Origin of the sequence: Pseudomonas sp. S5D5, assembly GCF_003013355.1 — a bacterium.
Lineage (GTDB): Bacteria > Pseudomonadota > Gammaproteobacteria > Pseudomonadales > Pseudomonadaceae > Aquipseudomonas > Aquipseudomonas aylmerensis.
The window spans coordinates 975082-998378 of record NZ_PTEO01000001.1 but is presented as its reverse complement, the minus strand read 5'-3'; the positions used below and the strand labels follow the sequence as shown (position 1 = coordinate 998378).

The window sequence follows — 23297 nt, the reverse complement described above, 5'->3', positions numbered from 1 at the left end:
CTGGCGTATTTCGCGGAAACAGGAATAATCCTTGCCTGTTTTTACGTAGCCGCCCTACCCGGGCGCTACGTTTGTGCGCCGCCTACCCGGCCCAGCGCACCTGATTACTTGGAGATACACAATGTCTACCTCACCCGTCACCCTGATGGTTGCGCGCCGCGTGGCCAAAGGTCGCTATGAAGAATTGATGGCCTGGCTGCGCGAAGGCGAGCAATTGGCGACCGACTTCCCCGGTTACCTGGGTTCCGGCGTGCTCGCACCGCCACCCAATGACGATGAATTCCAGATTATTTTCCGCTTCGCCGACGAGAAAACCCTGCATGCCTGGGAGTTTTCGGCCTCGCGCAGTGCCTGGCTGAGCCGTGGCAGCGAACTGTTTGCCGATCCGTCCGAACATCGCGTCAGCGGTATCGATGGCTGGTTCGGCGCGGTCGGCGCACGACCGCCGCGCTGGAAACAGGCGGTGGCGATCTGGCTGGCGTTTTTCCCGGTGTCGCTGCTGTTCAACTTCGTGCTCGGGCCGTTGCTCAGCGAGCTGGAGTTGGCGCCGCGCGTACTGGTGAGCACTATGGCGCTGACGCCACTGATGGTTTACTGGTTCATCCCGTTGTCCACGCATCTGCTGGCCAACTGGCTGCATCCTGCGCCCACTCCGCGCAAGGCGACTGAAGCCGCCGCGTGAGTACAGGGGCGGCCGGTCGCTGGTATAGTTTCACTCTGCCAGCGACTCGAGCCTCCCATGACATCCACCCCCGCCCCGATCCTGATCACCGGCGCCGGCCAGCGTGTCGGCCTGCATTGTGCCCAGCGCCTGCTGGACGAAGGCCATGCGGTGATTTTCAGCTACCGCAGCGAACGTCCCGGCGTGCAGGCCTTGCGCGAACGCGGTGCGATCGGCGTGTTTGCCGACTTCTCCAGCGAAGCGGGGATCCTGGCGTTCATCGATGAATTGAACACGCATACCCAGTGCCTGCGTGCGATCGTGCATAACGCCTCGGCCTGGGTCGCGGAAACACCCGGCGACGAAAGCCGCGCCTTTACCGACATGTTCAGTGTGCACATGCTTGCGCCGTACCTGATCAACCTGCATTGTTCACCTTTGCTGCAACGCTCTTCGCCCGCCGACATCGTGCACATCAGCGACGATGTGGTGCGCAAGGGCAGCCGCCAGCACATCGCCTATTGCGCCACCAAGGCCGGGCTCGACAGCCTTACGCTGTCGTTTGCCGCGCAGTTCGCGCCGCTGATCAAGGTCAACGGCATCGCCCCGGCGATGGTGATGTTCAACGAGCACGACGACGCGGCCTACCGCGCCAAGGTCCTGGCCAAGTCGGCACTGGGCATCGAGCCCGGGCCCGAAGTGATTTACCAGAGCCTGCGTTACCTGCTGGACAACCCCTATGTCACCGGTACCACCCTGACCGTCAACGGCGGGCGGCATATCAAGTAAGCCGTTTGTGAGGATGTTGTATGACCTTATCCCTGCCCCACCACTACCGCGAGATCCTCAAGGGCCTGGGCGAAGACCCGGAACGCGAAGGCTTGCTCGACACCCCCAAGCGTGCCGCCAAAGCCATGCAGTACCTGTGTCATGGCTACGAGCAGAACCTGGAAGAAATCGTCAACGGCGCCCTGTTCGCCTCCGACAACGACGAGATGGTGATCCTCAAGGACATCGAGTTGTACTCGCTGTGCGAGCATCACTTGCTGCCCTTTATCGGCAAGGCCCACGTGGCCTACATTCCGACCGGCAAGGTGCTCGGCCTGTCGAAGCTGGCGCGCATCGTCGACATGTTCGCCCGGCGCCTGCAGATCCAGGAAAACCTCACGCGGCAGATCGCCGACGCCATCCAGGACGTGACCCAGGCCGCCGGCGTGGCCGTGGTCATCGAGGCCAAGCACATGTGCATGATGATGCGCGGTGTGGAAAAACAGAATTCAACCATGAACACCTCGGTGATGCTCGGCGCGTTCCGCGAGTCGAACACCACGCGCATGGAGTTCCTGCAACTGATTGGACGGAGCAAGTAGCAATGCCACAACTTCAACCAGGCATGGCGCGCATCCGGGTCAAGGACCTGTGCCTGCGCACTTTCATCGGCATCAACGAGGACGAAATCCTCAACAAGCAGGACGTGCTGATCAACCTCACCATCCTGTATGCCGCCCAGGAAGCCGTGCGCGACAACGACATCGACCATGCCCTGAACTACCGCACCATCACCAAGGCGATCATCGCCCACGTCGAAGGCAATCGTTTTGCCCTGCTGGAGCGCCTGACCCAGGAGCTGCTGGACCTGGTGATGAGCAACGAATCGGTGTTGTACGCCGAAGTCGAAGTCGACAAGCCGCATGCGCTGCGCTTTGCCGAGTCGGTTTCGATAACGCTCGCGGCGAGCCGCCCAGCCTCGAGCGATAAGCTTCAAGCCACACGTTAAAGCCAACCTCATTCCCACTTGCAGCTTGAAGCTTACCCGCTTGAAGCTGTCTCGAAGAGACCGTCATGAACGACCAACAACGCCTCGAACTCGAAGCCGCCGCCTTCCGCCGGCTGGTGGCGCACCTGGACAGCCGCAAGGATGTGCAGAACATCGACCTGATGAACCTCTCCGGTTTCTGCCGCAACTGCTTGTCCAAGTGGTACAAGGCCGAGGCCGATGAGCGCCACATCGAGCTGAGCCTCGATGACGCACGTGAAGTGGTGTACGGCATGCCGTACGCCGAGTGGAAAGCCCAATACCAGAAAGAAGCCAGCGCCGACCAACAGGCGGCGTTCGCCAAAGGAAAAACCCATGACTGACCTGAACACCCTGCGCGCCAGCCTCAACAGTGGCGAACACGTCTTCGCCGATACCCTGGCTTTTGTCGCCGCTGGCTACGACTACCAACCGCAGGCCTTCACCAACGGCCCGGTGGAAAACGCCGCCGGCCAGAACGAAGGCTCGTGCAAGACCCTGGGCCTGGCCCTGCTGGAAGGCTTCAGCGATCAGGAAGCGCTGTTGGCGTTTGGCGAGCATTACCGCTCGGTACTGGCCACGCCAGAGGGCAGTGACCACGGCAACATTCGTGCACTGATCGAGCATGGATTGGCCGGTGTGAAGTTCACTCAGCAGCCATTGACGCGCCGCTGATTCAATTTGCAAACCCGATTTAATCTGGGAGCAGGCTTGCCTGCGATGACGTCGGTACTGACACACCGCTATCGCCGGCAAGCCAGCCCCACAGTGATTGGATTACCACGTTGAGATAGCGCTGGATCATCAAATCCCGCGCATAAAAAAACCGGCCTCTCAGCCGGTTTTTTCATTTCAACGGGTTCAGAACGAAGCGTTCTGCAGGCCGTCGAGGTAACGCTCGGCGTCCAGGGCGGCCATGCAACCGGCGCCAGCCGAGGTGATGGCCTGGCGGTACACGTGGTCAGCCACGTCACCGGCGGCGAAGATGCCTTCGATGTTGGTCGCCGTGGCGTTGCCTTCACGGCCGCCCTGCACGACCAGGTAACCGTCCTTGGCCTCCAGCACGCCTTCGAACAGCGAGGTGTTCGGGGTGTGGCCGATGGCGATGAACACGCCGTCGACTTTCAGCTCGTCGAAGCTGCCGTCGTTGTTTTTCAGGCGGGCACCGGTCACGCCCATGTTGTCACCGAGGACTTCGTCCAGGGTGGCATTGAGCTTGAGGATGATCTTGCCTTCAGCGACACGGGCGTGCAGCTTGTCGATCAGGATCTTCTCGGCGCGGAAGGTCTCGCGACGGTGAACCAGGGTCACGGTGCTGGCGATGTTGGCCAGGTACAGCGCCTCTTCGACGGCGGTGTTGCCACCACCGACCACGGCGACCGGCTTGTTGCGGTAGAAGAAACCGTCGCAGGTCGCGCAGGCGGAAACGCCCTTGCCCATGAACGCTTCTTCCGACGGCAGGCCCAGGTAACGGGCGCTCGCGCCAGTGGCGATGATCAGCGCGTCACAGGTGTACACGCCGCTGTCGCCGGTCAGGCTGTAAGGCTTTTTCGAGAAATCGACCTGGTTGATGTGATCGAAGACGATCTCGGTCTCAAAACGCTCGGCGTGCTCTTTCATCCGCTCCATCAGCACCGGGCCGGTCAGGCCGTGGACATCGCCCGGCCAGTTGTCGACTTCGGTGGTGGTGGTCAACTGACCGCCCGCCTGCATGCCGGTGATCAGCAGCGGCTTGAGGTTGGCGCGGGCAGCGTAGACGGCAGCGCTGTAACCGGCAGGGCCGGAACCGAGAATAATCACTCGCGAATGACGGGTATCAGACATGACTCACTCCTATCGACCGCCCGGACAACAAGGCGGCTGGAATAAAAAAGGGACCACGAAGCACTTGGGGAAGGCTTGAACTCGCAGGCCCTGAAAAATAATGGGTGCAGCGTATCGAGGGGGGCAAGATTAAGGAAATACGCAATAACAATCCAGCTCATAGCGGGTCTCTATGCAGTCAGATCGATTAATCGACGCCTTTGTTACCGTTGATGTCGTCACACCGGCCACGCTTTCGCCGTCGATGCAAAGCCGGTAAGGTCGGCGCGTTCGTCATCCTGCTCGGAGTTCTCCATGCCCGCCCCCGCTCTTTCCGGCCCGCAATACCTGCGTGAAGGCCTCAAACTGGTCCTGAGCCCCGGCCTGCGCCTGTTTGTGCTGCTGCCCTTGGCGATCAACCTGGTGCTGTTCGTCGGCCTGATCTATTTTGCCGGCCATCAATTCAGCCTGTGGGTCGACACGCTGATGCCGACGCTGCCCGGCTGGCTGAGCTTCCTCAGCTATATCCTGTGGCCGCTGTTCGTGGTGCTGGTGGTGCTGATGGTGTTCTTCACCTTCACCATGCTCGCCAATATCATCGCCGCGCCGTTCAACGGCTTTCTGGCCGAGAAGGTCGAGGTGGTGGTGCGCGGTACCGATGACTTCCCCCCGTTCAGTTGGGGCGAGCTGGTGGCGATGGTCCCACGTACCCTGGCCCGGGAAATGCGCAAGCTGGGCTATTTCCTGCCACGGGCCATCGGCCTGTTTATCCTGTCGTTCATCCCGGTGGTCAACCTGATCGCGGCGCCGCTGTGGCTGCTGTTCGGCGTGTGGATGATGGCGATCCAGTACATCGACTACCCGGCCGACAACCACAAGCTGGGCTGGAACGAAATGCTCGCCTGGCTGCGCCAGAAACGCTGGCAGAGCATGAGCTTCGGCGGCATCGTCTACCTGGTGCTGCTGGTGCCGGTGGTCAACCTGCTGATGATGCCGGCAGCAGTGGCCGGCGCCACGTTGTTCTGGGTGCGTGAGCAAGGCGCCGAGGCAATGGCGGCGCAGCAGATCGCCAAGTCATAAATCCATCATCTGGATGACACAATGACGACATGGCCCACGGCGACACTGTGGGTCATGACGACAGCCTCGCTCCACATCACCCTGATCACCGAAACCTTCCCGCCAGAGATCAACGGGGTGGCCAATACCCTTGGCCGCCTGTGCGACGGTTTGCGCGCGCGCGGCCATCAGGTCGAACTGGTGCGCCCGCGCCAGGGCGCGGACCAGAGCCGTCCCAGCGACGATGGCCTGCTGCTGTGCCGCGGCTGGCCGTTGCCGGGGTATCCAGGGCTGCAATGGGGCCAGTCGTCGATGCACAAATTGCTGCGCCGCTGGACGCGCCAGCGCCCGGACGTGCTGTACATCGCCACCGAAGGCCCGCTGGGACTCTCGGCATTGCGTGCCGCGCGGCGCCTGGGGATCAGCGTGGTCAGCGGCTTTCACACCAACTTCCAGCAGTACTCGAACCAGTACGGCTTGAGCCTGCTGAGCCGCATGGTCACTCACTACCTGCGCTGGTTTCACAACCGTTCGACCCTGACCCTGGTCCCCAGCGCCAGCCAGCGCCTGGAACTGGAGCGCCGGCATTTCGAGCGGCTGGGGATGTTGTCGCGCGGCGTCGACAGCCAGCTGTTCCATCCGGCCAGGCGCGACAGTGCCCTGCGCGAAAGCTGGGGCCTGGAAAACGACGATATCGCAGTGCTGCACGTCGGGCGCCTGGCCCAGGAGAAAAACCTCGGCCTGCTCAAGCGCTGCTTTGATGCAGTGCAGGCGACCTACCCGTGGCGCCGCCTGAAGCTGGTCATCGTCGGTGACGGTCCGCAACGCGCGCTGCTCGAACGGGAGCTCCCTGACGCCGTGTTCTGCGGCACGCAGCGTGGCGAAGAGCTGGCCCGGCATTACGCCTCAGGGGATCTGTTCCTGTTCCCCAGCCTGACCGAAACCTTTGGCAACGTGGTGCTGGAAGCCATGGCCTCCGGGCTCGGCGTGGTTGCCTACGACCAGGCGGCCGCCACCCAGCATATCCGCCATGGCTACAACGGCGTGCTGGCGATGCCTGGGGATGAGGATGCATTTTGCGATGCCGCGATCTGGCTGCTGGAAGAGCGCGAGACCTTGCGCAGGGCCCGACTGAATGCGCGCCAACATGCGAGCCGCCAGGGCTGGCCGGCGATTATCGAGCAGTTTGAAGGACAACTGCGCAGCGCCTGTGGCGAGGACGTGTCGATAGCGGCGACTTCACGCCTGATCTGACGCAGAACCTGGCCGCCGTGACATCGTCCTGGCCCACCACAACGCCTTGCCTGCCTCCTCCCGTCCAAAAAGACCACGCGGGCCTGGAACCCTATCCCACCTGCATCCCACATAAAGAGGTCTTGGAACCGAGAGATGGTTTCGAGTCCCCCCTATCAAATCAATAACACATGGAGATACCAATGGGCGTAGGCGCAATTGGCAATACACAGGCTGCAGCCTGGAACTATCCTCAAAACGATCAAGCTGCGCCCTCTGACGAGCCAGCCCAACAGTCAGCAGCGTCCAGCATTGAGTACGGATCGCAAGGGCAAGGCTCTCAGAGCATCAATTATGAGGACATCAGCCAGAAGCAAAATCAGAACTTCCAGCACGCTACAAAAGATTGGCCGGACGATTTAGACGCCGTGAGTTGAAACACGACCGGCGGATATATCCGCCGGTCACCCTTGCCCCTGATGGCTTACACCAGCGTCGTTAGCGCCTCACGACTGAACGGCAGGATGTCGCCTTCACGACCTTCGCGCACTTTCAGCGCCCAATCCGGATCGACCAGCAATGCACGGCCGACGGCCACCAGGTCGAACTCGTCGTTGTTCAGGCGTTCCAGCAGCTTTTCCAGGCTCGCCGGTTGCGCGACCTTGTCGGTATTGACCATGAACTGCAGGAACTCGCCATCCAGGCCGACGCTGCCGACGGTGATGGTTGGCTTGCCGGTAAGCTTGCGCGTCCAGCCGGCCAGGTTGAGGTCGGAACCTTCGAACTCCGGCTCCCAGAAACGGCGGGTAGAGCAGTGGAAAATATCCACGCCGGCGTCAGACAAAGGCTTGAGGAACGCCCCCAATGCTTCGGGGGTTTGCACCAGGCGCGCGGTGTAGTCCTGCTGCTTCCACTGCGAGAAACGGAAGATGATCGGGAAGTCCGGGCCCACGGCGGCGCGGGTGGCCTGGATCAGCTCGATGGCAAAGCGCGAACGGTTGGCCAGGCTGCCACCGTATTCGTCAGTGCGCTGATTGCTGCCTTCCCAGAAGAACTGGTCGACCAGGTAACCGTGGGCGCCGTGGATTTCCACGCCGTCCATGCCGATGCCCTGGGCATCCTTGGCGGCCTGGGCGAAGGCGGCAATGACATCCTGGATGTCCTGGGCGGTCATGCCGTGCACGACCACGTTGCCGTCCTTGAGTTTTTCCATCGGGCCGTACGCCGGCACGCTGGCGTCAGGCTCGGTGCCGATGCGACGTACGCTGCCCACGTGCCACAGCTGCGGGACGATCTTGCCGCCCTCGGCGTGCACGGCATCGACCACTTTCTTCCAGCCGGCGAGCGCCGCTTCTCCATAGAAATTCGGGACATTGGGATAGCCATTGGAAGCCTTGTGGCCGACCACAGTGCCCTCGGTGATGATCAGGCCGACGCCGGCAGCGGCACGGCGACGGTAGTACTCGATCACTTTGGAATTGGGCACGCCACCGGGGGAAAACGAGCGGGTCATCGGCGCCATGACCACGCGGGTCGACAGCTGCAGTGCGCCGAGCTGGAACGGTTTGAACAAGGCTTGGACAGGCATGGGGGCACTCCACGAAAGACGGGTTTATGATGTGGATAATATGAGCAGTGCGCTGCGCTGGGTAGCACTATTGATGGGGGTGATTAAGGGGTAAAAGCAGGGGAGCGTAGTAGCTGTTGGGCTGGGGTGAGCGCGTTTATTGCGCAGGCACCTTGTGGCGAGCGGGCTTGCCCCGCGTTGGGCTGCGCAGCAGCCCCAATCAGGTCAGCGCAGTTTTTCAGAGACCCCGAGGTGGAGGGTTTTGGGGCTGCTGCGCAGCCCAACGCGGGGCAAGCCCGCTCGCCACATGAAGCATGCTAGCCACAACAAGCCGGCTCAGCCCATCAAGCCGGCTCACCACAAAATTGATGGGGGTGATGAAAGGGTAAAAGCAGGGGAGCGTGGTAGCTGTTGGGCTGGGATGAACCCGCTTATTGCGCAGGCACCTTGTGGCGAGCGGGCTTGCCCCGCGTTGGGCTGCGCAGCAGCCCCAATCAAGTCAGCGCAGTTTTTCAGAGACTCCGAGGTGAAGGGTTTTGGGGCTGCTTCGCAGCCCAACGCGGGGCAAGCCCGCTCGCCACATGAAGCATGCTAGCCACAACAAGCCTGCTCAGCCCATCAAGCCTGCTAGCCACAACAAGCCGGCTCACCACAAAATTGATGGGGGTGATGAAAGGGTAAAAGCAGGGGAGCGTAGTAGCTGTTGGGCTGGGGTGAGCGCGCTTATTGCGCAGGCACCTTGTGGCGAGCGGGCTTGCCCCGCGTTGGGCTGCGCAGCAGCCCCAATCAAGTCACCGCAGCTTTTCAGAGACTCCGAGGTGGAGGGTTTTGGGGCTGCTTCGCAGCCCAACGCGGGGCAAGCCCGCTCGCCACATGAAGCATGCTAGCCACAACAAGCCCACTCACCCCATCAAGCCTGCTAGTCACAACAAGCCTGCTCACCCCATCAAGCCCGCTAGCAACAACAAGCCTGCTCACCCCATCAAGCCTGCTAGCCACAACAAGCCGGCTCACCACAAAAAGCCGCTCTTCGAAGCCAGCCCGGTGTTCAAGCCAGGGCTTTTTCGATGGCCTGGATGATCGACGGGTCTTCCGGTGGGGTACGTGGCGAGAAACGCGCCAGGACCCGGCCGTCTTTACCAAGCAGGAATTTCTCGAAATTCCAGGTGATATCCCCAGGAAACTCGGCGCCCTCGCCCGCCAGCAGGCGGTACAGCTGGTGACGCTCAGGGCCATTCACATCGAGCTTGCTGCCCAGCGGGAACGTCACGCCATAGTTGAGGCTGCAGAACTCGCGGATTTCATCCTCGGTGCCCGGTTCCTGGCCTGCAAACTGGTTGCAAGGCAAGCCCAGCACGGTGAACCCCTGGTCCTTGTACTGCTGGTAGAGGTTCTCCAACGCCGCGTATTGCGGGGTCAAGCCACATTTGGAGGCGACGTTGACCACCAGCACGACTTGCCCCTTGAAGGGCGCCAGCGGCAGCTCTTGTCCGTCCAACGCTTTGAGTTTCAGGTCGTGGAAAGCACTCATGACGAACTCCAGATATCCCATGTTCTTCGCATTGCGACGTATCGAGATTACAACCCGCAAGCCTGCAATCATAGACGCCGATTACAAAACTCGCCTGCGGATTACTGAGCGGTCGGCCACGGCAAAATTGGAATCGCCGTGACCGCGTTCTGCGGGCTGCCTTCGATCAGGCGGTCGCTGTAGACCAGGTACACCAGGGTGTTGCGCTTCTTGTCGAGAAAGCGCACGACCTGCATGGTCTTGAACACCAACGAGGTGCGTTCCTTGAAGACCTCGTCGCCGTCCTTGAGTTCGCCCTTGAAGTGGATCGGGCCGACCTGACGGCAGGCAATCGAAGCTTCGGCGCGGTCTTCGGCCAGGCCCAGGCCGCCCTTGACGCCGCCGGTCTTGGCACGCGACAGGTAGCAGGTCACGCCGTCGACCTTGGGGTCATCAAACGCTTCGACCACGATCCGATCATTGGGGCCGACAAACTTGAACACCGTCGACACCTGGCCGATCTCTTCAGCCGAAGCCAGCAACGGCATGGCCAGCAGCAGGCCGAGCAATCCCTTCATTAAACGCATCGTGTATTCCTTTGGTTAAACCAGGATCAGGTTATCGCGGTGCACCAGTTCCGGTTCCGCCATGTAACCCAGGAGTCCGACAATCGCATCAGACGATTGTCCGATAATTTTCTGCGCTTCCAGGGCGCTGTAGTTGGCCAGGCCACGGGCGATCTCACGACCATCCGGCGCCACGCACACCACCATTTCGCCACGGCGGAAGCTGCCCTGGACCAATTTGACGCCGACCGGCAGCAGGCTCTTGTTGCCTTGGGACAACGCCGATACCGCGCCTTCATCCAGCACCAGGGTGCCACGGGTTTGCAGATGACCGGCCAGCCACTGTTTGCGCGCCGCCAGCATGCCGCGTTCCGGCGACAGCAGCGTACCGATGCGCTCACCGGCCTTGAGGCGATCCAGCACGCGCTCCAGGCGCCCGCCGACGATAATCGTGTGGGCGCCGGAGCGTGCGGCCAAACGGGCTGCGCGCAGCTTGGTCTGCATGCCGCCACGGCCCAATGCACCGCCGACGCTGCCGGCCACGGCGTCCAGCGCCGGGTCATCGGCACGCGCTTCATAAATAAGCTGGGCATCGGGGTTGTTGCGTGGATCAGCGTCGAACATGCCGTCGCGGTCGGTGAGGATCACCAGCAGGTCGGCTTCCACCAGGTTGGCCACCAGGGCGGCCAGGGTGTCGTTGTCGCCGAAGCGGATTTCGTCGGTGACCACGGTGTCGTTTTCGTTGATCACCGGGATGACCTTGAGCTCCACCAGCGCGCGCAGGGTGCTGCGGGCATTGAGATAGCGCTTGCGGTCGGACAGGTCGTCGTGGGTCAGCAGGATCTGCGCCGTGTGGCGGCCGTGCTCGGCAAAGCTGGATTCCCAGGCTTGCACCAGGCCCATCTGACCGATGGCGGCGGCGGCTTGCAGTTCGTGCATCGCGCTGGGTCGCGCGGTCCAGCCGAGGCGGCTCATCCCGGCGGCAACCGCCCCGGACGACACCAGCACCAACTCCACGCCCGCCTCATGCAAGGCCACCATCTGCTCGACCCAGACGCTCATGGCTGCGCGATCCAGCCCCTTGCCGTCTGCCGTCAGCAGCGCACTTCCGATCTTTACGACCCAGCGCTGCGCACCTGTCACTTTGCTCCGCATCTTCTTCAACCTTAGAGTGAGGGCTGCACGCGACCCAGCGCCGCCCATAACGTTATACCCGGATACCAAAACGCCGCTCCAGGGAGCGGCGTTCAAGTTTATCGCAACGGATCAGTCACGCACGTAAATGATTTCCGGACCGTCTTCATCATCCACGTCTTCTTCGTCCCAATCATCGTCGCCGATGTCATGGACCGACTTCACGCCACTGCGGCGCAGGGCACGCTGGTCATCCAGGGCCTGCAGCTGGGCGCGGGCTTCGTCTTCGATGCGCTGGTCGAGTTCGGCCAGTTCGGCCTTGAACACCGGATCGGCCGCCAGGCGGTCGGCACGGTCTTCGAGGTAGCGCATGATGTCGCGGGTCAGGCGCTCGGTGCCTTCTTTGGCGATGGCCGAGATCACGTAGACCGGACCTTCCCACTCCAGGCGATCGACGATTTCCTTGACGCGCTCCTCGTGTTCTTCTTCGAGGATCTGGTCGCACTTGTTCAGCACCAGCCAGCGATCACGCTCAGCCAGGGACGGGCTGAACTTGGTCAGCTCGCTGACGATCACTTCGGCGGCGTCCGGTGCGCTGGTGTCATCCAGCGGCGCCATGTCGACGAGGTGCAGCAGCAAACGGGTACGCGACAAGTGCTTGAGGAAGCGAATCCCCAGGCCAGCACCATCGGAAGCGCCTTCGATCAGGCCGGGAATGTCGGCGATCACGAAGCTTTTCCAGCGGTCGACGCTGACCACACCCAGGTTTGGCACCAGGGTGGTGAACGGGTAGTCGGCGACTTTCGGCTTGGCGGCCGAGACCGAGCGGATGAAGGTACTCTTGCCGGCATTCGGCAGGCCCAGCAGGCCCACGTCGGCGAGTACTTTCATTTCCAGCTTGAGGTCACGCTGCTCGCCTGGCTTGCCCGGCGTAGTCTGGCGCGGTGCACGGTTGGTACTGGACTTGAATCGGGTGTTACCCAGACCGTGCCAGCCGCCCTGCACTACCATCAACTTCTGGCCGGCCTTGGTCAGGTCGCCAATCACTTCCTGGGTCGCGGAGTCGATAATGGTGGTGCCGACCGGTACGCGCAGTACCAGGTCTTCGCCTTTCTTGCCGGTGCAGTCGGTGCTGCCGCCGTTGGAGCCACGCTCGGCATCGAAGTGCCGGGTGTAACGGTAGTCGACCAGGGTGTTGAGGTTTTCGTCGGCCATCATGTAGATGGAACCGCCGTCACCGCCGTCACCGCCGTTTGGACCACCGTTTTCGATGAATTTTTCGCGACGGAAACTCATGCAACCGTTACCGCCGTCGCCTGCTTTTACTCGGATGGAAACTTCATCAACGAACTTCATAACAAAACGCCTCTCGCCGCACGGACGAGCTTAAAAAACCAAGACATAAGACTCTTGCAAAAATGAGCGCAGCGACCTCAAGCAACGACCACACATCCAGCTGCTCTCGCCCATTACAAACAGCTTTGCAAGAGACTCACCCCACAAACGAAAAAGCCCCGTCGCAAGACAGGGCTTTTCCAGCGGTCTCGCAATTAAGCTGCGATAACGCTTACGTAACGACGACCGAAGGCGCCTTTTACTTCGAACTTGATCACGCCTTCGACTTTAGCGAAGAGGGTGTGATCTTTACCCATACCAACGCCGTAGCCAGCGTGGAATTGGGTGCCGCGCTGACGCACGATGATGTTGCCCGCTTTGATAGCCTGGCCGCCATACATCTTCACGCCAAGGCGTTTGGCTTCTGAGTCGCGACCGTTACGGGTACTACCACCAGCTTTTTTGTGTGCCATGAGTCAATTCTCCTAGTGAGGAATTAGGCTGAAATTAAGCCTGAATACCGGTGATTTTGATCTCGGTGTACCACTGGCGGTGGCCCATACGCTTCATGTGGTGCTTACGACGACGGAACTTGATGATGCGGACTTTATCGTGACGACCTTGGGAGATCACTTCAGCCACAACGGTAGCGCCAGCAACAACTGGAGCGCCGATGTTCACGTCATCGCCATTGGCGACCAACAGAACGCGATCAAAAGTAACGGATTCGCCGGTAGCGACTTCCAGTTTTTCGATCTTCAGGTATTCACCTGGGGCGACCTTGTATTGCTTGCCACCAGTAACAATTACTGCGTACGACATGGTATTTCTCCGATAATCCTGCTCACCCAGCGCTTTATAAGAAGAGGTATTGGCTGGCATGGCTGCATGGGATGGACGTCCCGAATGCAATTGCGTAAGGCAGGTGCTGCCCAGGAAGTTCAGGGTGCGCGATTGTACGCAAGGCTTTGATACGTTGCAAGTGGCCGCCTATCGCGCCTTGACACCCGGGGGTCAGGGTCCTAGCATGCCGCGCAACCCTTCTGGAGCGACTGTCGCTGATGCAACCCCAAGCTTTCTACCGCGCGGTCGCGGACGATTTTAGCGCCGTCGACGGCATCATCAAGCAGCAGCTGACGTCTAAAGTGCCGCTGGTCTCCAAAATTGGCGACTATATTACGTCGGCGGGCGGTAAGCGCCTGCGTCCTTTATTAGTGTTGCTGTGCGGCAAGGCCCTGGGTCGCGAAGGCGATGACGTGCGCCTGCTGGCCGCCACTATCGAGTTCCTGCACACCGCCACCCTGCTGCATGACGACGTGGTCGACATGTCCGGCATGCGCCGTGGCCGTGAGACCGCCAATGCGATGTGGGGCAACGCCCCGAGCGTGCTGGTGGGCGACTTCCTGTACTCGCGCTCGTTCGAAATGATGGTCGAGCTGGGCTCGATGCCGGTGATGAAGATTCTTTCACAGGCCACGCGCATCATCGCCGAAGGCGAAGTGTTGCAGCTGTCCAAGGTCCGCGACGCCAGCACCACCGAAGAAACCTATATGGAAGTGATTCGCGGCAAGACCGCGATGCTCTTCGAAGCCTCGACCCACAGCGCCGCCGCCCTGTGTGGCGCGACGGCCGAACAGGCCGAAGCCCTGCGTACCTTCGGGGATCACCTGGGCGTGGCGTTCCAACTGGTCGACGACCTGCTCGACTACAAGGGCGACGCCGAGACCCTGGGCAAGAACGTCGGTGACGACCTGGCCGAGGGCAAGCCGACCTTGCCGCTGATCTACACCATGCGCGAAGGCACGCCGGAACAGGCCGCCCTGGTGCGCAAGGCGATCCAGAAAGGCGGGATCGAGGACCTGGAGGCCATCCGCGTCGCCGTGGAAGCCTCCGGCTCCCTCGAGTACACCGCGCAATTGGCGCGTGACTACGTGGCCCGTGCGATCAAATGCCTGGAAGCCCTTCCGGCCAGCGAATACCGGGATGCCCTGGTTGAGCTGAGTGAGTTTGCGGTCGCGCGGACGCACTGATTGCGCCGCACTTGATGTGGGAACTGGCTTGCCTGCGATAGCGGTAGTGAATTCACTGCAGTCATTGCAGGCAAGCCAGCTCCTACATTAAGACCACATCGCCCCCTCCCCCCTACAAATCCCTATATAATGTGCGACTTTTAGCCATCCCTGACTTTCAAGGAGCTTTAGTGAGCACGTTGCCACCCTGCCCGAAATGCAATTCCGAATACACCTACGAAGACGGCGCCCAGCTGGTCTGCCCGGAATGCGCCCATGAATGGTCCGCCAGTGGCGAGGCCGAAGTGGCGGGCGATGAAACCGTGAAGAAAGACTCTGTGGGCAACGTCCTGCAGGACGGCGACACCATCACCGTGATCAAGGACCTCAAGGTCAAGGGCACGTCCCTGGTGGTCAAGGTCGGCACCAAGGTCAAGAACATCCGCCTGTGCGACGGCGACCACGATATCGATTGCAAGATCGACGGCATTGGCCCGATGAAACTCAAGTCCGAGTTCGTGCGCAAAGTCTGAATCTGCTGCACCCATCCCGCGCCCGCCGCGGGATGGCGTTTCGCCCTCTGCGTTGATCGAACGCAATATCCACACAGAAAAACCCGGAAACCGCCAATAGGCACTTGCTATTCTACGAATAAGAATTATTCTCATTGAAACTCATCAAGGAGAACGACCATGACTTATTTGATAGATGCCTGGCTGGATCGCCCACACCCTTACCTGCGGATCCTGCATCGGGAAACCGGCGAAGTCTGTGCGGTGCTGGAAGAAGAGGCACTCAATGAACTGCAGGACCAGGGCGACCTGGACGTGAATGGCCTGAGTTCGAGTGAACCCGGTGTACTCAAGGAAGTGGTGCGCAATCTGTTTCTGTTCTGCTATGCCCGAGCATTGCGCCCGGCCACGGAACTCAATGGCAAGTTCCATCCATGAACCAGCCAACACACAGGCCCTGTGTGGCAGCTGGCTTGCCTGCGATGGCATCCACTCGATAACAGCTCGGATCGAGTCGTCTGCATCGCGGGCAAGCCCGGCTCCCACATAAAGCAGGTCTTACAGAACGTCGAGCAGCTCGACGTCGAACACCAGAACGCTGTGCGGCGGGATGCTGCCAACGCCTTGAGCGCCGTAAGCCAGTTCGCTCGGCACGTACAGGCGCCATTTGCTGCCGGCATTCATCAGTTGCAGGGCTTCGGTCCAGCCGGCGATCACGCCACCTACCGGGAATTCTGCAGGCTGGCCGCGCTCGTAGGAGCTGTCGAACACCGTGCCGTCGATCAACGTGCCGTGGTAGTGAGTACGCACTTGGTCTTCACGGGTCGGCTTGGCGCCGTCACCTTGGGTCAACACTTCAAATTGCAGGCCGGAAGCCAGGGTGGTGATGCCGTCACGCTTGGCGTTTTCCGCCAGGAATGCCAGGCCGGCACCTGCAGCGGCTTCAGCCTTGGCAGCGGCTTCGGCTTGCATGATTTCGCGGATGACTTTGAAGCTCGCAGCCATTTGCTCCTGGTCAACGCGGCTTGGCTTGCCGGCGAACGCGTCGGTCAGGCCAGCCAGGATTGCGTCCAGGCTGACGCCCGGTGGCGGGTTGTCGCGCAGTTGGTCGCCCAACTGACGGCCGATACCGTAGCTGACGCGGGTTTCGTCGGTGGACAGATTAACTTCGGACATGAAGAGGCTCCGCTGTAGGGCAGGGCTGAAAACACTGTTTTCCTGCACTGCCCGAAACTAAAAGGGCCAGCAGACTAGCACAGAATGTCAGTCCGGGATCAGCCGCGCGCAGCCCGCCGACCGAGCGCCGCTGGTCGGTTATGCGGCGGCGGTGCCTATCGGCTTACGAATAAAGGTTCAGATTCCTTGCCCCCCGCCGATACAGCCCTACACAACTTGGCTGGCTCAAAGAACAACACCGTCCAGCAGACAGACATCAATTTTTGCGGAGCATTCGATGAACAGCTGGTTCGGCAACATTAGCGTCAATCTCAAACTCGGCCTGGGCTTCGGCCTGGTGCTGGTCCTCACGTCAATCCTGGCCCTGACCGGCTGGACCAGCCTGGGCGGCCTGATCGACCGCAGCAACTGGATGAGCGACATCACCCAGCTCAATGCGTCGCTGACCAAACTGCGGATCGTGCGCCTGCAGTACATGCTCGCCAACGGCGACGAAGCCGTGGCCCAGAACGTACAGACCAACCTGGACGCGTTCACGGCTCAGCAGCAGAAACTGCTGGACAGCTTCAAGAGCCCGGAAAACCGCAAGCTGCTCACCGAGCAGAAAAACATCATCACCGCCTACCAGCAGTCGTTGAACAAAATGCGCGAGGCCTACCGTAACGGCAATGCCTCTCGCCAGCTGATGGGCGAAAAGGCCGACATCGCCAATGCACAAATCAACGCGCTGGAAACCAGCGTGAAGCAAGCCCCGGACAGCTCCGAGCACCTTGCCCAGTTCCAGGCCGTCGCCGATGCCAAGATGCAATTCCAGTTGGCCCGCTATGAAGTGCGCGGCTATACCGGCAACGTCAACGCGGAGACCGAAGCCCGCGCCGCCGCACAAATCGAAAAAGCCATCAACGGCCTGAAGGGCCTCAGCGCCGTTTTCGGGGCCGGCCAGCAAAGCGCGTTGAGCGCGCTGGAAACCGCCCTGGGCGACTACCGCAGCGCCGTGCAGAACTACAAGGCTGCCAACGCCAACATCGTCGCCGCCCGCGCCGAAATGACCACCCAAGGCGCCGACATTGTCACCATCAGCGACAAGCTGTACGACATCCAGCTGGATCGCCGTGACGCCGAAAGCGCCCAGGCCCGCAGCCTGCAATTGATCAGCACGTTGCTGGCGCTGCTGGTCGGTGTCATTGCCGCCCTGGTGATCACCCGCCAGATCACCCGCCCCTTGCAGGAAACCCTGGCCGTGGTGGAGCGCATCGCTTCCGGCGACCTGAGCCACAACATCCAGGTAACCCGTCGCGATGAACTCGGCGTTTTGCAACAGGGCATCCAGCGCATGGGCACAACCCTGCGCGAGCTGATCAGCGGCATTCGTGATGGCGTCACCCAGATCGCCAGCGCCGCCGAGGAGCTGTCGGCCGTGACCGAGCAGACCAGCGCCGGCGTCAACAGCCAGAAGATCGAGACCGACCAGGTCGCCACCGCGATGCATGAAATGACTGCCACCGTGCAGGAAGTGGCGCGCAATGCCGAGCAAGCCTCCCAGGCGGCTTCCGAAGCCGACGGCCAGGCCCGCGAAGGCGACAAGGTCGTGGCGGAAGCCATCGCCCAGATCGAGCGCCTGGCCACCGAAGTAGCGCGCTCCACCGACGCGATGACGCACCTGCAGCAAGAGAGCAACAAGATTGGCAGCGTAATGGACGTGATCAAGGCCGTAGCCGAACAGACCAACCTGCTCGCCCTCAACGCCGCGATTGAAGCGGCGCGTGCCGGTGAAGCCGGTCGCGGCTTTGCCGTGGTGGCCGATGAAGTGCGTGGCCTGGCCCAGCGCACACAGAAATCCACCGAGGAAATCGAAGGCCTGGTGGCCGGTTTGCAGAACGGCACCCAGCAAGTCGCCAATGTGATGAACAACAGCCGCAGCCTCACCGACAGCAGCGTCGAGCTGACGCGCAAGGCCGGCGTATCGCTGGAGAACATCACCCGCACGGTGTCGAATATCCAGTCGATGAACCAGCAGATCGCCGCCGCCGCCGAACAGCAGAGCGCCGTTGCGGAAGAGATCAGCCGCAGCATTGTCAACGTGCGTGATGTGTCGGAGCAGACTGCAACGGCGAGCGACGAGACGGCCAAGTCCAGCGTTGAGCTGGCGCGTTTGGGCAGCCAATTGCAGCAGATGGTCAGTCACTTCCGGGTTTAAGCAACAAAAAGCCGCCTCGGTTTAAGCCGAGGCGGCTCCACTTCTCAGACCTTACAGGTCATCGAAGCTGTCCCGCAGGAATGTCCACACGTGATAAACACGCACGGCATTCACTACGAGGTTCCATGTACGTCGTGCAAACTTAGACATACTCGGCCCTCCGTGAGTTGGGCCTTACCTCCAGCACACTTACCGGAACACGTGAGCCTTTGGATGCGGGTCAACGCTTCCTGTGAGGCGGCCGGGCTTGGTTCCTCCCGCATGAATCCGGCACGGATTACTAGCCCGTGGCGTTCGGTCCATAATTCCGTGCGCATACCCAGCCACCTGCAAAACGACATACTTGGAACGGGGGTGATACTAATCAACATCCGGATCAAAGGTGTGACGGGGGACGATAAACCTGCTGGAAAGATCAACTGACATGTTGCAAGTTTTTGCCACCAACTCTAAATAGAAATAAAGTCGACAGATGAAAAGTAACGATCCTCGTCAAGTCTTGCACGAGACGATAACCAGCATTAGTATCACTGGGCGGGTCAACGCTTCCTGTAAGAATGCAACCCCGGCCACTCACTGGGATTGCAAAAAAAACCGCCTACCCAGGCGGTTTTTTATTGCCTGCGATTGACCGATCAGCCCTCGCCTTCCTCGACAAACACCAGCCGATTGCCAAATGGGTCGCCGATGCTCATCTCCCGCGAGCCCCAAGGCGTTGCTTCAACCCCAGGCTTGGCATACCGATAATCCTTGGCCAGCAATTGCTGCTGGTACGCGTCCACGCCCTGCGCCTGAATCCGCACCGCCGAGCCGGGCGAAGCATCGCCGTGGTGTTCGGACAGATGCAGCACGCAGTCGCCCAACGACACCTGCAAATACAGCGGGAAATTCGCTTCGAAGCGATGCTGCCAATCCACCTTGAACCCGAGGAAATCGACGTAAAACTCCAACGCCTTGGCCTCGTCGAAGATCCGCAGGATGGGGGTGACTTTTCCTAAGTGCATTGCGCTCGCTCCGTGTATGAGATCGCCCACTATAGAGACGAAAACCCGCCGCGCAAATCCCCGCTGCGCGCCAAAAACCGTCCCGGCCGCTGACCATTGGCCTGCCCGTCGCTGTAGCTCAGCACGCCATTGACCCACACACCGTCAATGCCCTCGGCGGCACGTTGCGGGGCTTTGAAGTCCGCCACATCGCGCACCCGCAGGGGATCGAACAACACCAGGTCAGCCCAATACCCTTCACGGATTTCACCGCGCTCAGCCAGGCCAAAACGCGCCGCCGACAACCCGGTCATTTTGTGCACCGCCGTGTGCAGTGGAAACAACCCCACGTCACGGCTGAAATGCCCCAGCACCCGTGGAAACGCGCCCCATAAACGCGGGTGCGGAAACGGGTCTTCGGGCAAGCCGTCCGACCCCACCATCGACAGCGGATGCGCAAGGATGCGTCGTACATCCGCTTCATCCATCCCGTAGTACACCGCCCCTGCCGGTTGCAGGCGACGCGCCGCGTCCATCAGCGAAACGTCCCACTCGGCAGCGATGTCCTGCAAGTCACGCCCGCCCATCTCCGGATGCGGCGTGGACCAGGTGATGGTGATGCGAAACGCATCGGTGACTTGCTTGAGGTCCAGGGTCGAAGAACTCGCCGCATAGGGATAACAATCACAGCCCACCGGGTGGGTTTTCGCCGCCATCTCCAGCGCCGCCAACAGCTGTGGACTACGCCCCCAGTTACCGGCACCGGCGCATTTGAGGTGGGAAATGATCACCGGCGCCTTGGCATGCCGGCCGATCAGGAAAGCCTCGTCCATCGCCTCCAGCACCGGCTCGAATTCGCTGCGCAGATGGGTGGTGTACACCGCACCGAAGGCCGTCAGTTCTTCACTCAGTTGCAGCACTTCATCGGTCTCGGCATTGAACGCGCTGGCGTAGGCCAGGCCTGTGGATAAGCCCAGCGCGCCGGCTTCGAGACTTTCCTGCAACTGCGCCCGCATGTGCGCGATTTCACCGGGCGTGGCGGTGCGGTGTAGATCGTCCATATGGTTGCTGCGCAGCGCCGTGTGGCCGATCAGCGCGGCGACGTTGACGGCCGGGTGAGCGTTTTCCACCGCCAGGCGGTAATCGATAAAACGCGGATAGGCGAAGGCTTCACGCGTGCCCAACAGGTTCATCGGGTCCGGCGGGGCGCCGCGCAGGCTCACCGGCGACGCACTGATGCCACAGTTGCCGACGATCACCGTGGTCACACCCTGGCTGAGCTTGGGCAGCATCTGCGGATGGCGGATCACCACCGTGTCATCGTGGGTGTGCACGTCGATGAAGCCCGGTGCCAGCACCCGGCCCGCGGCCTCGATTTCATGCTCGGCGCGTGCTGCCGACAAATCGCCGATCGTTTCGATGCGCCCGTCGCGCAGCCCCACATCGGCAACATAGCCTTCGGTGTTGCTGCCATCGATGATCAGCGCCTGGCGAATCAGCGTGTCGTACTTCATATCAGTCTCCAAGCGGCAGGCTGTCAGGGCCGCCGCGATAATCGTCCAGGGCCAGCTTGATCCGGCGCAGGCGTTCCTGGTTGTCGTCCGGCATGGCCAGCGCCAGCTCGGTGGCGAGCAGGTCGATGGCCAGCAGCATTCCGTAGCGCGCCGCCGTGGGTTTGTAGATAAAACTGGTTTCGGCCGGTTGCAGCGGCAGCAGGACATCCGCCAATTCGGCCAGTGGAGAATCGGCCAGGGTGATAGCGACGATGCGCGCGTCGTAGTTGCGCGCCAGCTTCACCACCTCCAGCAACTCGGGCGTGAGGCCGGTCAGCGAGCAGACGATCAGTGCCTGTTCGGGCCCCAGCGTCGCGGCCGTGACCCGCATCATCACCGGGTCATGGCTGGCAGCAATCGGGTACCCCAGGCGCACCAGGCGCACCTGCAACTCGTCGCTGCACAGGCTCGACGGGCCGCCCATGCCGAAGGCGTGAATCATCCGCGCCTTGCCGAGCAGGTTGACCGCATCGACAAAACTCGCCTGGTTGAACCCCGACAAATGCTGACGCAACGTCGTTTCGATATCGCCGAGTATCTGCCGATGAAACGCCGACTGCTCGGGCAGCCCCGCCGGGTCCAGGAAGCGACTGCCGACACCACTGGCCTGGGCCAGCTGCAGGCGCAGATCGCGCAAGTCGCGACAGCCGACACTGCGCGCAAACCGCGACAAGGTTGCGGTGCTGACTTCGGCCCGCTGGGACAACTCTTCCAGGCTGGCCGACGCGGCAAATGCCACATCCTCAAGCATCAGCCTGGCGATACGCCCTTCGCCGGCGCTGAAGGAATCCTGGCGGGCGCGGATCTGGTAGAGGATGTCCATGGGGTCTCCGGGTTACAAAATGCAGGACAGACCATACGTGAGACCGAAGGCGACCACCGAAATCAGGGTCTCCAATACGGTCCAGGTCTTGAAGGTCTGGATCACCGTCATATTGAAGTATTCCTTGATCAGCCAGAAGCCGCCGTCGTTGACGTGGGAAAAGATTACCGAACCCGCACCGGTGGCCAGCACCAGCAATTCAGGGTGTGGATAACCCATTCCCAGGGCAACCGGCGCTACCACGCCGGATGCGGTGGTCATGGCCACCGTGGCCGAACCCGTGGCAATGCGCATCAGGGCTGCAAACAGCCACCCCATCACCAGCGGCGACAACTGGAACGCATGGGCCAGGCCAAGGATTTCATTGGTGACGCCTGCATCCACGAGGATCCGGTTAAGGCCACCGCCCGCGCCCACCAGCAAGGTGATGCTCGCGGTCGGCGCCAGGCATTCATTGGTGAACTTGAGGATCGACTCGCGGTTGAAGCCTTGCGCCAGGCCCAGGGTCCAGAAGCTCACCAGGGTCGCCACCAGCAGGGCGATCACCGAGTTGCCGATAAACAACAGGAACTGGTTGAACCCGGTGCCCGGGGTGGAAATGACGTTGGCCCAACCGCCGATCATCATCAGCACCACCGGCAACAGGATGGTACCCATGGTCAGCGCAAAGCTCGGCAAACGCTCGCGAGGCTCGCGCTCGATGAACTGGCGCTCCAGCGGGTTTTCCGCCGGCAGGTGAATACGCGGCACGATGAATTTGGCATACACGGGACCGGCGATGATCGCCGTCGGAATGCCGATGAGGATCGCGTAGAGCACGGTCTGCCCCACCGATGCGTTATAGGCCAGCACCGCCATCATCGCCGCCGGGTGCGGCGGCACCAGCGCATGCACCACGGACAAGCCGGCGACCATCGGCAGCCCGACCATCAGGATCGACACGCCCACGCGCCGCGCCACGGTAAAGGCGATCGGCACCAGCAACACAAAACCGACCTCGAAAAACAGCGGCAGCCCCACCAGGAAGGCGATGCACACCATGGCCCAGTGGGCATTGCGCTCGCCGAAGCGGTTGATCAGCGTGCGCGCCACCTGCTCGGCGCCGCCGGATTCGGCCATCATCTTGCCGAGCATGGTGCCCAGCGCCACCACCAGGGCGATGTGCCCCAGCGTCTTGCCGACACCCGCCTCATAAGACCCCATGATGGTGTCCGCCGGCATCCCGGCCATCAGCGCGAGGCCAATGGACACCAGGGTGATGACGATAAACGGGTTGAGTCGGTAACGTGCAATCAGCACGATCAATGCAATGATGGCAATGGCAGCGTATGCCAATAGCCCGAAGCCCGGTAATGCGGCCATGCGGTACTCCTAGGAAAGG

The 23297-nt window shown here is 61.3% G+C and carries 26 protein-coding genes and 1 pseudogene; 14 read left to right on the top strand and 13 right to left on the bottom strand.

Annotated features, from left to right (window positions below; all coding sequences use genetic code 11):
* Nucleotides 1-121: 121 nt before the first annotated feature.
* From C9990_RS04765 to C9990_RS04740, 6 genes are all read left to right on the top strand, one after another.
* Entirely contained in the window at nucleotides 122-682 is a 561-nt protein-coding gene (locus C9990_RS04765) for an antibiotic biosynthesis monooxygenase (protein ID WP_065908493.1), read from the top strand.
* Between the two features lie 57 nt (nucleotides 683-739).
* Nucleotides 740-1450, top strand: coding sequence for a dihydromonapterin reductase (gene folM, locus C9990_RS04760; RefSeq protein ID WP_106802647.1), 711 nt, complete (start codon nucleotides 740-742; stop codon nucleotides 1448-1450).
* Between the two features lie 20 nt (nucleotides 1451-1470).
* Nucleotides 1471-2031 (top strand): GTP cyclohydrolase I FolE, encoded by a 561-nt coding sequence (gene folE, locus C9990_RS04755; protein ID WP_025858052.1) that lies wholly within the window; start codon nucleotides 1471-1473, stop codon nucleotides 2029-2031.
* 2 nt (nucleotides 2032-2033) lie between these two features.
* Nucleotides 2034-2438 (top strand): dihydroneopterin triphosphate 2'-epimerase, encoded by a 405-nt coding sequence (folX, locus tag C9990_RS04750; RefSeq protein WP_065908486.1) that lies wholly within the window; start codon nucleotides 2034-2036, stop codon nucleotides 2436-2438.
* A gap of 65 nt (nucleotides 2439-2503) precedes the next feature.
* Nucleotides 2504-2800, top strand: coding sequence for a DUF1244 domain-containing protein (locus tag C9990_RS04745; RefSeq protein WP_065908484.1), 297 nt, complete (start codon nucleotides 2504-2506; stop codon nucleotides 2798-2800).
* A complete protein-coding gene (locus C9990_RS04740; RefSeq protein ID WP_106802646.1) occupies nucleotides 2793-3131 on the top strand; it encodes a HopJ type III effector protein in 339 nt (112 codons plus the stop codon). The genes C9990_RS04745 and C9990_RS04740 overlap by 8 nt, the downstream gene beginning before the upstream one ends.
* Nucleotides 3132-3317: 186 nt before the next feature.
* Here C9990_RS04740 and trxB read toward each other — a convergent pair whose 3' ends face one another.
* Nucleotides 3318-4280 carry a thioredoxin-disulfide reductase gene (gene trxB, locus C9990_RS04735; RefSeq protein WP_016976180.1) on the bottom strand — a complete coding sequence of 321 codons (963 nt, stop codon included), beginning with the start codon at nucleotides 4278-4280 and terminating at the stop codon, nucleotides 3318-3320.
* A gap of 294 nt (nucleotides 4281-4574) precedes the next feature.
* Here trxB and cysZ point away from each other — a divergent pair, with 294 nt between their 5' ends.
* From cysZ to C9990_RS04720, 3 genes are all read left to right on the top strand, one after another.
* Entirely contained in the window at nucleotides 4575-5339 is a 765-nt protein-coding gene (gene cysZ, locus C9990_RS04730; protein WP_065908480.1) for a sulfate transporter CysZ, read from the top strand.
* A 54-nt stretch (nucleotides 5340-5393) separates the two neighbouring features.
* A complete protein-coding gene (locus C9990_RS04725) occupies nucleotides 5394-6572 on the top strand; it encodes a glycosyltransferase family 1 protein (protein ID WP_065908478.1) in 1179 nt (392 codons plus the stop codon).
* Nucleotides 6573-6754: 182 nt separating this feature from the next.
* A complete protein-coding gene (locus C9990_RS04720; protein ID WP_106802645.1) occupies nucleotides 6755-6988 on the top strand; it encodes a hypothetical protein in 234 nt (77 codons plus the stop codon).
* A 47-nt stretch (nucleotides 6989-7035) separates the two neighbouring features.
* Here the strand turns inward: C9990_RS04720 and C9990_RS04715 are convergent, their stop codons facing one another.
* From C9990_RS04715 to rplU, 7 genes are all read right to left on the bottom strand, one after another.
* Nucleotides 7036-8139, bottom strand: coding sequence for an NADH:flavin oxidoreductase (locus C9990_RS04715; protein ID WP_106802644.1), 1104 nt, complete (start codon nucleotides 8137-8139; stop codon nucleotides 7036-7038).
* Between the two features lie 1027 nt (nucleotides 8140-9166).
* Nucleotides 9167-9649, bottom strand: coding sequence for a glutathione peroxidase (locus C9990_RS04705; protein WP_065908472.1), 483 nt, complete (start codon nucleotides 9647-9649; stop codon nucleotides 9167-9169).
* Nucleotides 9650-9750: 101 nt separating this feature from the next.
* The gene (locus C9990_RS04700; protein WP_065908470.1) at nucleotides 9751-10215 is read right to left on the bottom strand and encodes a CreA family protein; all 465 of its coding nucleotides are present in this window, start codon (nucleotides 10213-10215) and stop codon (nucleotides 9751-9753) included.
* Nucleotides 10216-10230: 15 nt separating this feature from the next.
* Entirely contained in the window at nucleotides 10231-11349 is a 1119-nt protein-coding gene (gene proB / locus C9990_RS04695; protein WP_005791305.1) for a glutamate 5-kinase, read from the bottom strand.
* A 111-nt stretch (nucleotides 11350-11460) separates the two neighbouring features.
* The gene (gene cgtA, locus C9990_RS04690) at nucleotides 11461-12684 is read right to left on the bottom strand and encodes an Obg family GTPase CgtA (protein ID WP_010206489.1); all 1224 of its coding nucleotides are present in this window, start codon (nucleotides 12682-12684) and stop codon (nucleotides 11461-11463) included.
* Nucleotides 12685-12878: 194 nt separating this feature from the next.
* Nucleotides 12879-13136: a 50S ribosomal protein L27 gene (rpmA, locus tag C9990_RS04685; RefSeq protein ID WP_003205738.1), complete on the bottom strand. Its 258-nt coding sequence runs from the start codon at nucleotides 13134-13136 to the stop codon at nucleotides 12879-12881.
* A 34-nt stretch (nucleotides 13137-13170) separates the two neighbouring features.
* The gene (rplU, locus tag C9990_RS04680) at nucleotides 13171-13485 is read right to left on the bottom strand and encodes a 50S ribosomal protein L21 (RefSeq protein WP_007950961.1); all 315 of its coding nucleotides are present in this window, start codon (nucleotides 13483-13485) and stop codon (nucleotides 13171-13173) included.
* 239 nt (nucleotides 13486-13724) lie between these two features.
* Between rplU and C9990_RS04675 the strand changes: the two genes are divergently transcribed.
* The 3 genes from C9990_RS04675 to C9990_RS04665 all read left to right on the top strand — a co-directional run bounded on the left by C9990_RS04675 (nucleotide 13725) and on the right by C9990_RS04665 (nucleotide 15622).
* Complete coding sequence (locus C9990_RS04675) at nucleotides 13725-14693, top strand: polyprenyl synthetase family protein (protein ID WP_065908467.1); 969 nt, start codon at nucleotides 13725-13727, stop codon at nucleotides 14691-14693.
* 170 nt (nucleotides 14694-14863) lie between these two features.
* Nucleotides 14864-15205, top strand: a complete 342-nt coding sequence (locus C9990_RS04670; protein WP_065908466.1) for a zinc ribbon domain-containing protein YjdM — start codon at nucleotides 14864-14866, stop codon at nucleotides 15203-15205.
* A gap of 159 nt (nucleotides 15206-15364) precedes the next feature.
* Nucleotides 15365-15622, top strand: a complete 258-nt coding sequence (locus C9990_RS04665; protein ID WP_003194088.1) for a hypothetical protein — start codon at nucleotides 15365-15367, stop codon at nucleotides 15620-15622.
* A 120-nt stretch (nucleotides 15623-15742) separates the two neighbouring features.
* On the opposite strand, the gene C9990_RS04660 is transcribed toward C9990_RS04665, so the two are convergent.
* A complete protein-coding gene (locus tag C9990_RS04660; protein ID WP_065908463.1) occupies nucleotides 15743-16360 on the bottom strand; it encodes an FKBP-type peptidyl-prolyl cis-trans isomerase in 618 nt (205 codons plus the stop codon).
* 277 nt (nucleotides 16361-16637) lie between these two features.
* Between C9990_RS04660 and C9990_RS32980 the strand changes: the two are divergent.
* A pseudogene (locus C9990_RS32980) lies at nucleotides 16638-17702 on the top strand (methyl-accepting chemotaxis protein); the annotation flags it as partial.
* Nucleotides 17694-18557 carry a methyl-accepting chemotaxis protein gene (locus C9990_RS32975; RefSeq protein ID WP_371920688.1) on the top strand — a complete coding sequence of 288 codons (864 nt, stop codon included), beginning with the start codon at nucleotides 17694-17696 and terminating at the stop codon, nucleotides 18555-18557. The pseudogene C9990_RS32980 and the gene C9990_RS32975, both read left to right, overlap by 9 nt.
* Nucleotides 18558-19192: 635 nt before the next feature.
* On the opposite strand, the gene C9990_RS04650 is transcribed toward C9990_RS32975, so the two are convergent.
* The 4 genes from C9990_RS04650 to C9990_RS04635 are packed head-to-tail and all read right to left on the bottom strand — an operon-like array spanning nucleotide 19193 to nucleotide 23278.
* Nucleotides 19193-19561, bottom strand: a complete 369-nt coding sequence (locus C9990_RS04650) for a glyoxalase superfamily protein (protein ID WP_065908461.1) — start codon at nucleotides 19559-19561, stop codon at nucleotides 19193-19195.
* Nucleotides 19562-19590: 29 nt separating this feature from the next.
* Nucleotides 19591-21054, bottom strand: coding sequence for an amidohydrolase family protein (locus tag C9990_RS04645; RefSeq protein ID WP_106802643.1), 1464 nt, complete (start codon nucleotides 21052-21054; stop codon nucleotides 19591-19593).
* A gap of 1 nt (nucleotide 21055) precedes the next feature.
* Entirely contained in the window at nucleotides 21056-21916 is an 861-nt protein-coding gene (locus C9990_RS04640) for a MurR/RpiR family transcriptional regulator (RefSeq protein WP_065908458.1), read from the bottom strand.
* Nucleotides 21917-21928: 12 nt separating this feature from the next.
* Nucleotides 21929-23278, bottom strand: coding sequence for a gluconate:H+ symporter (locus tag C9990_RS04635; protein WP_106802642.1), 1350 nt, complete (start codon nucleotides 23276-23278; stop codon nucleotides 21929-21931).
* Nucleotides 23279-23297 lie beyond the last annotated feature (19 nt).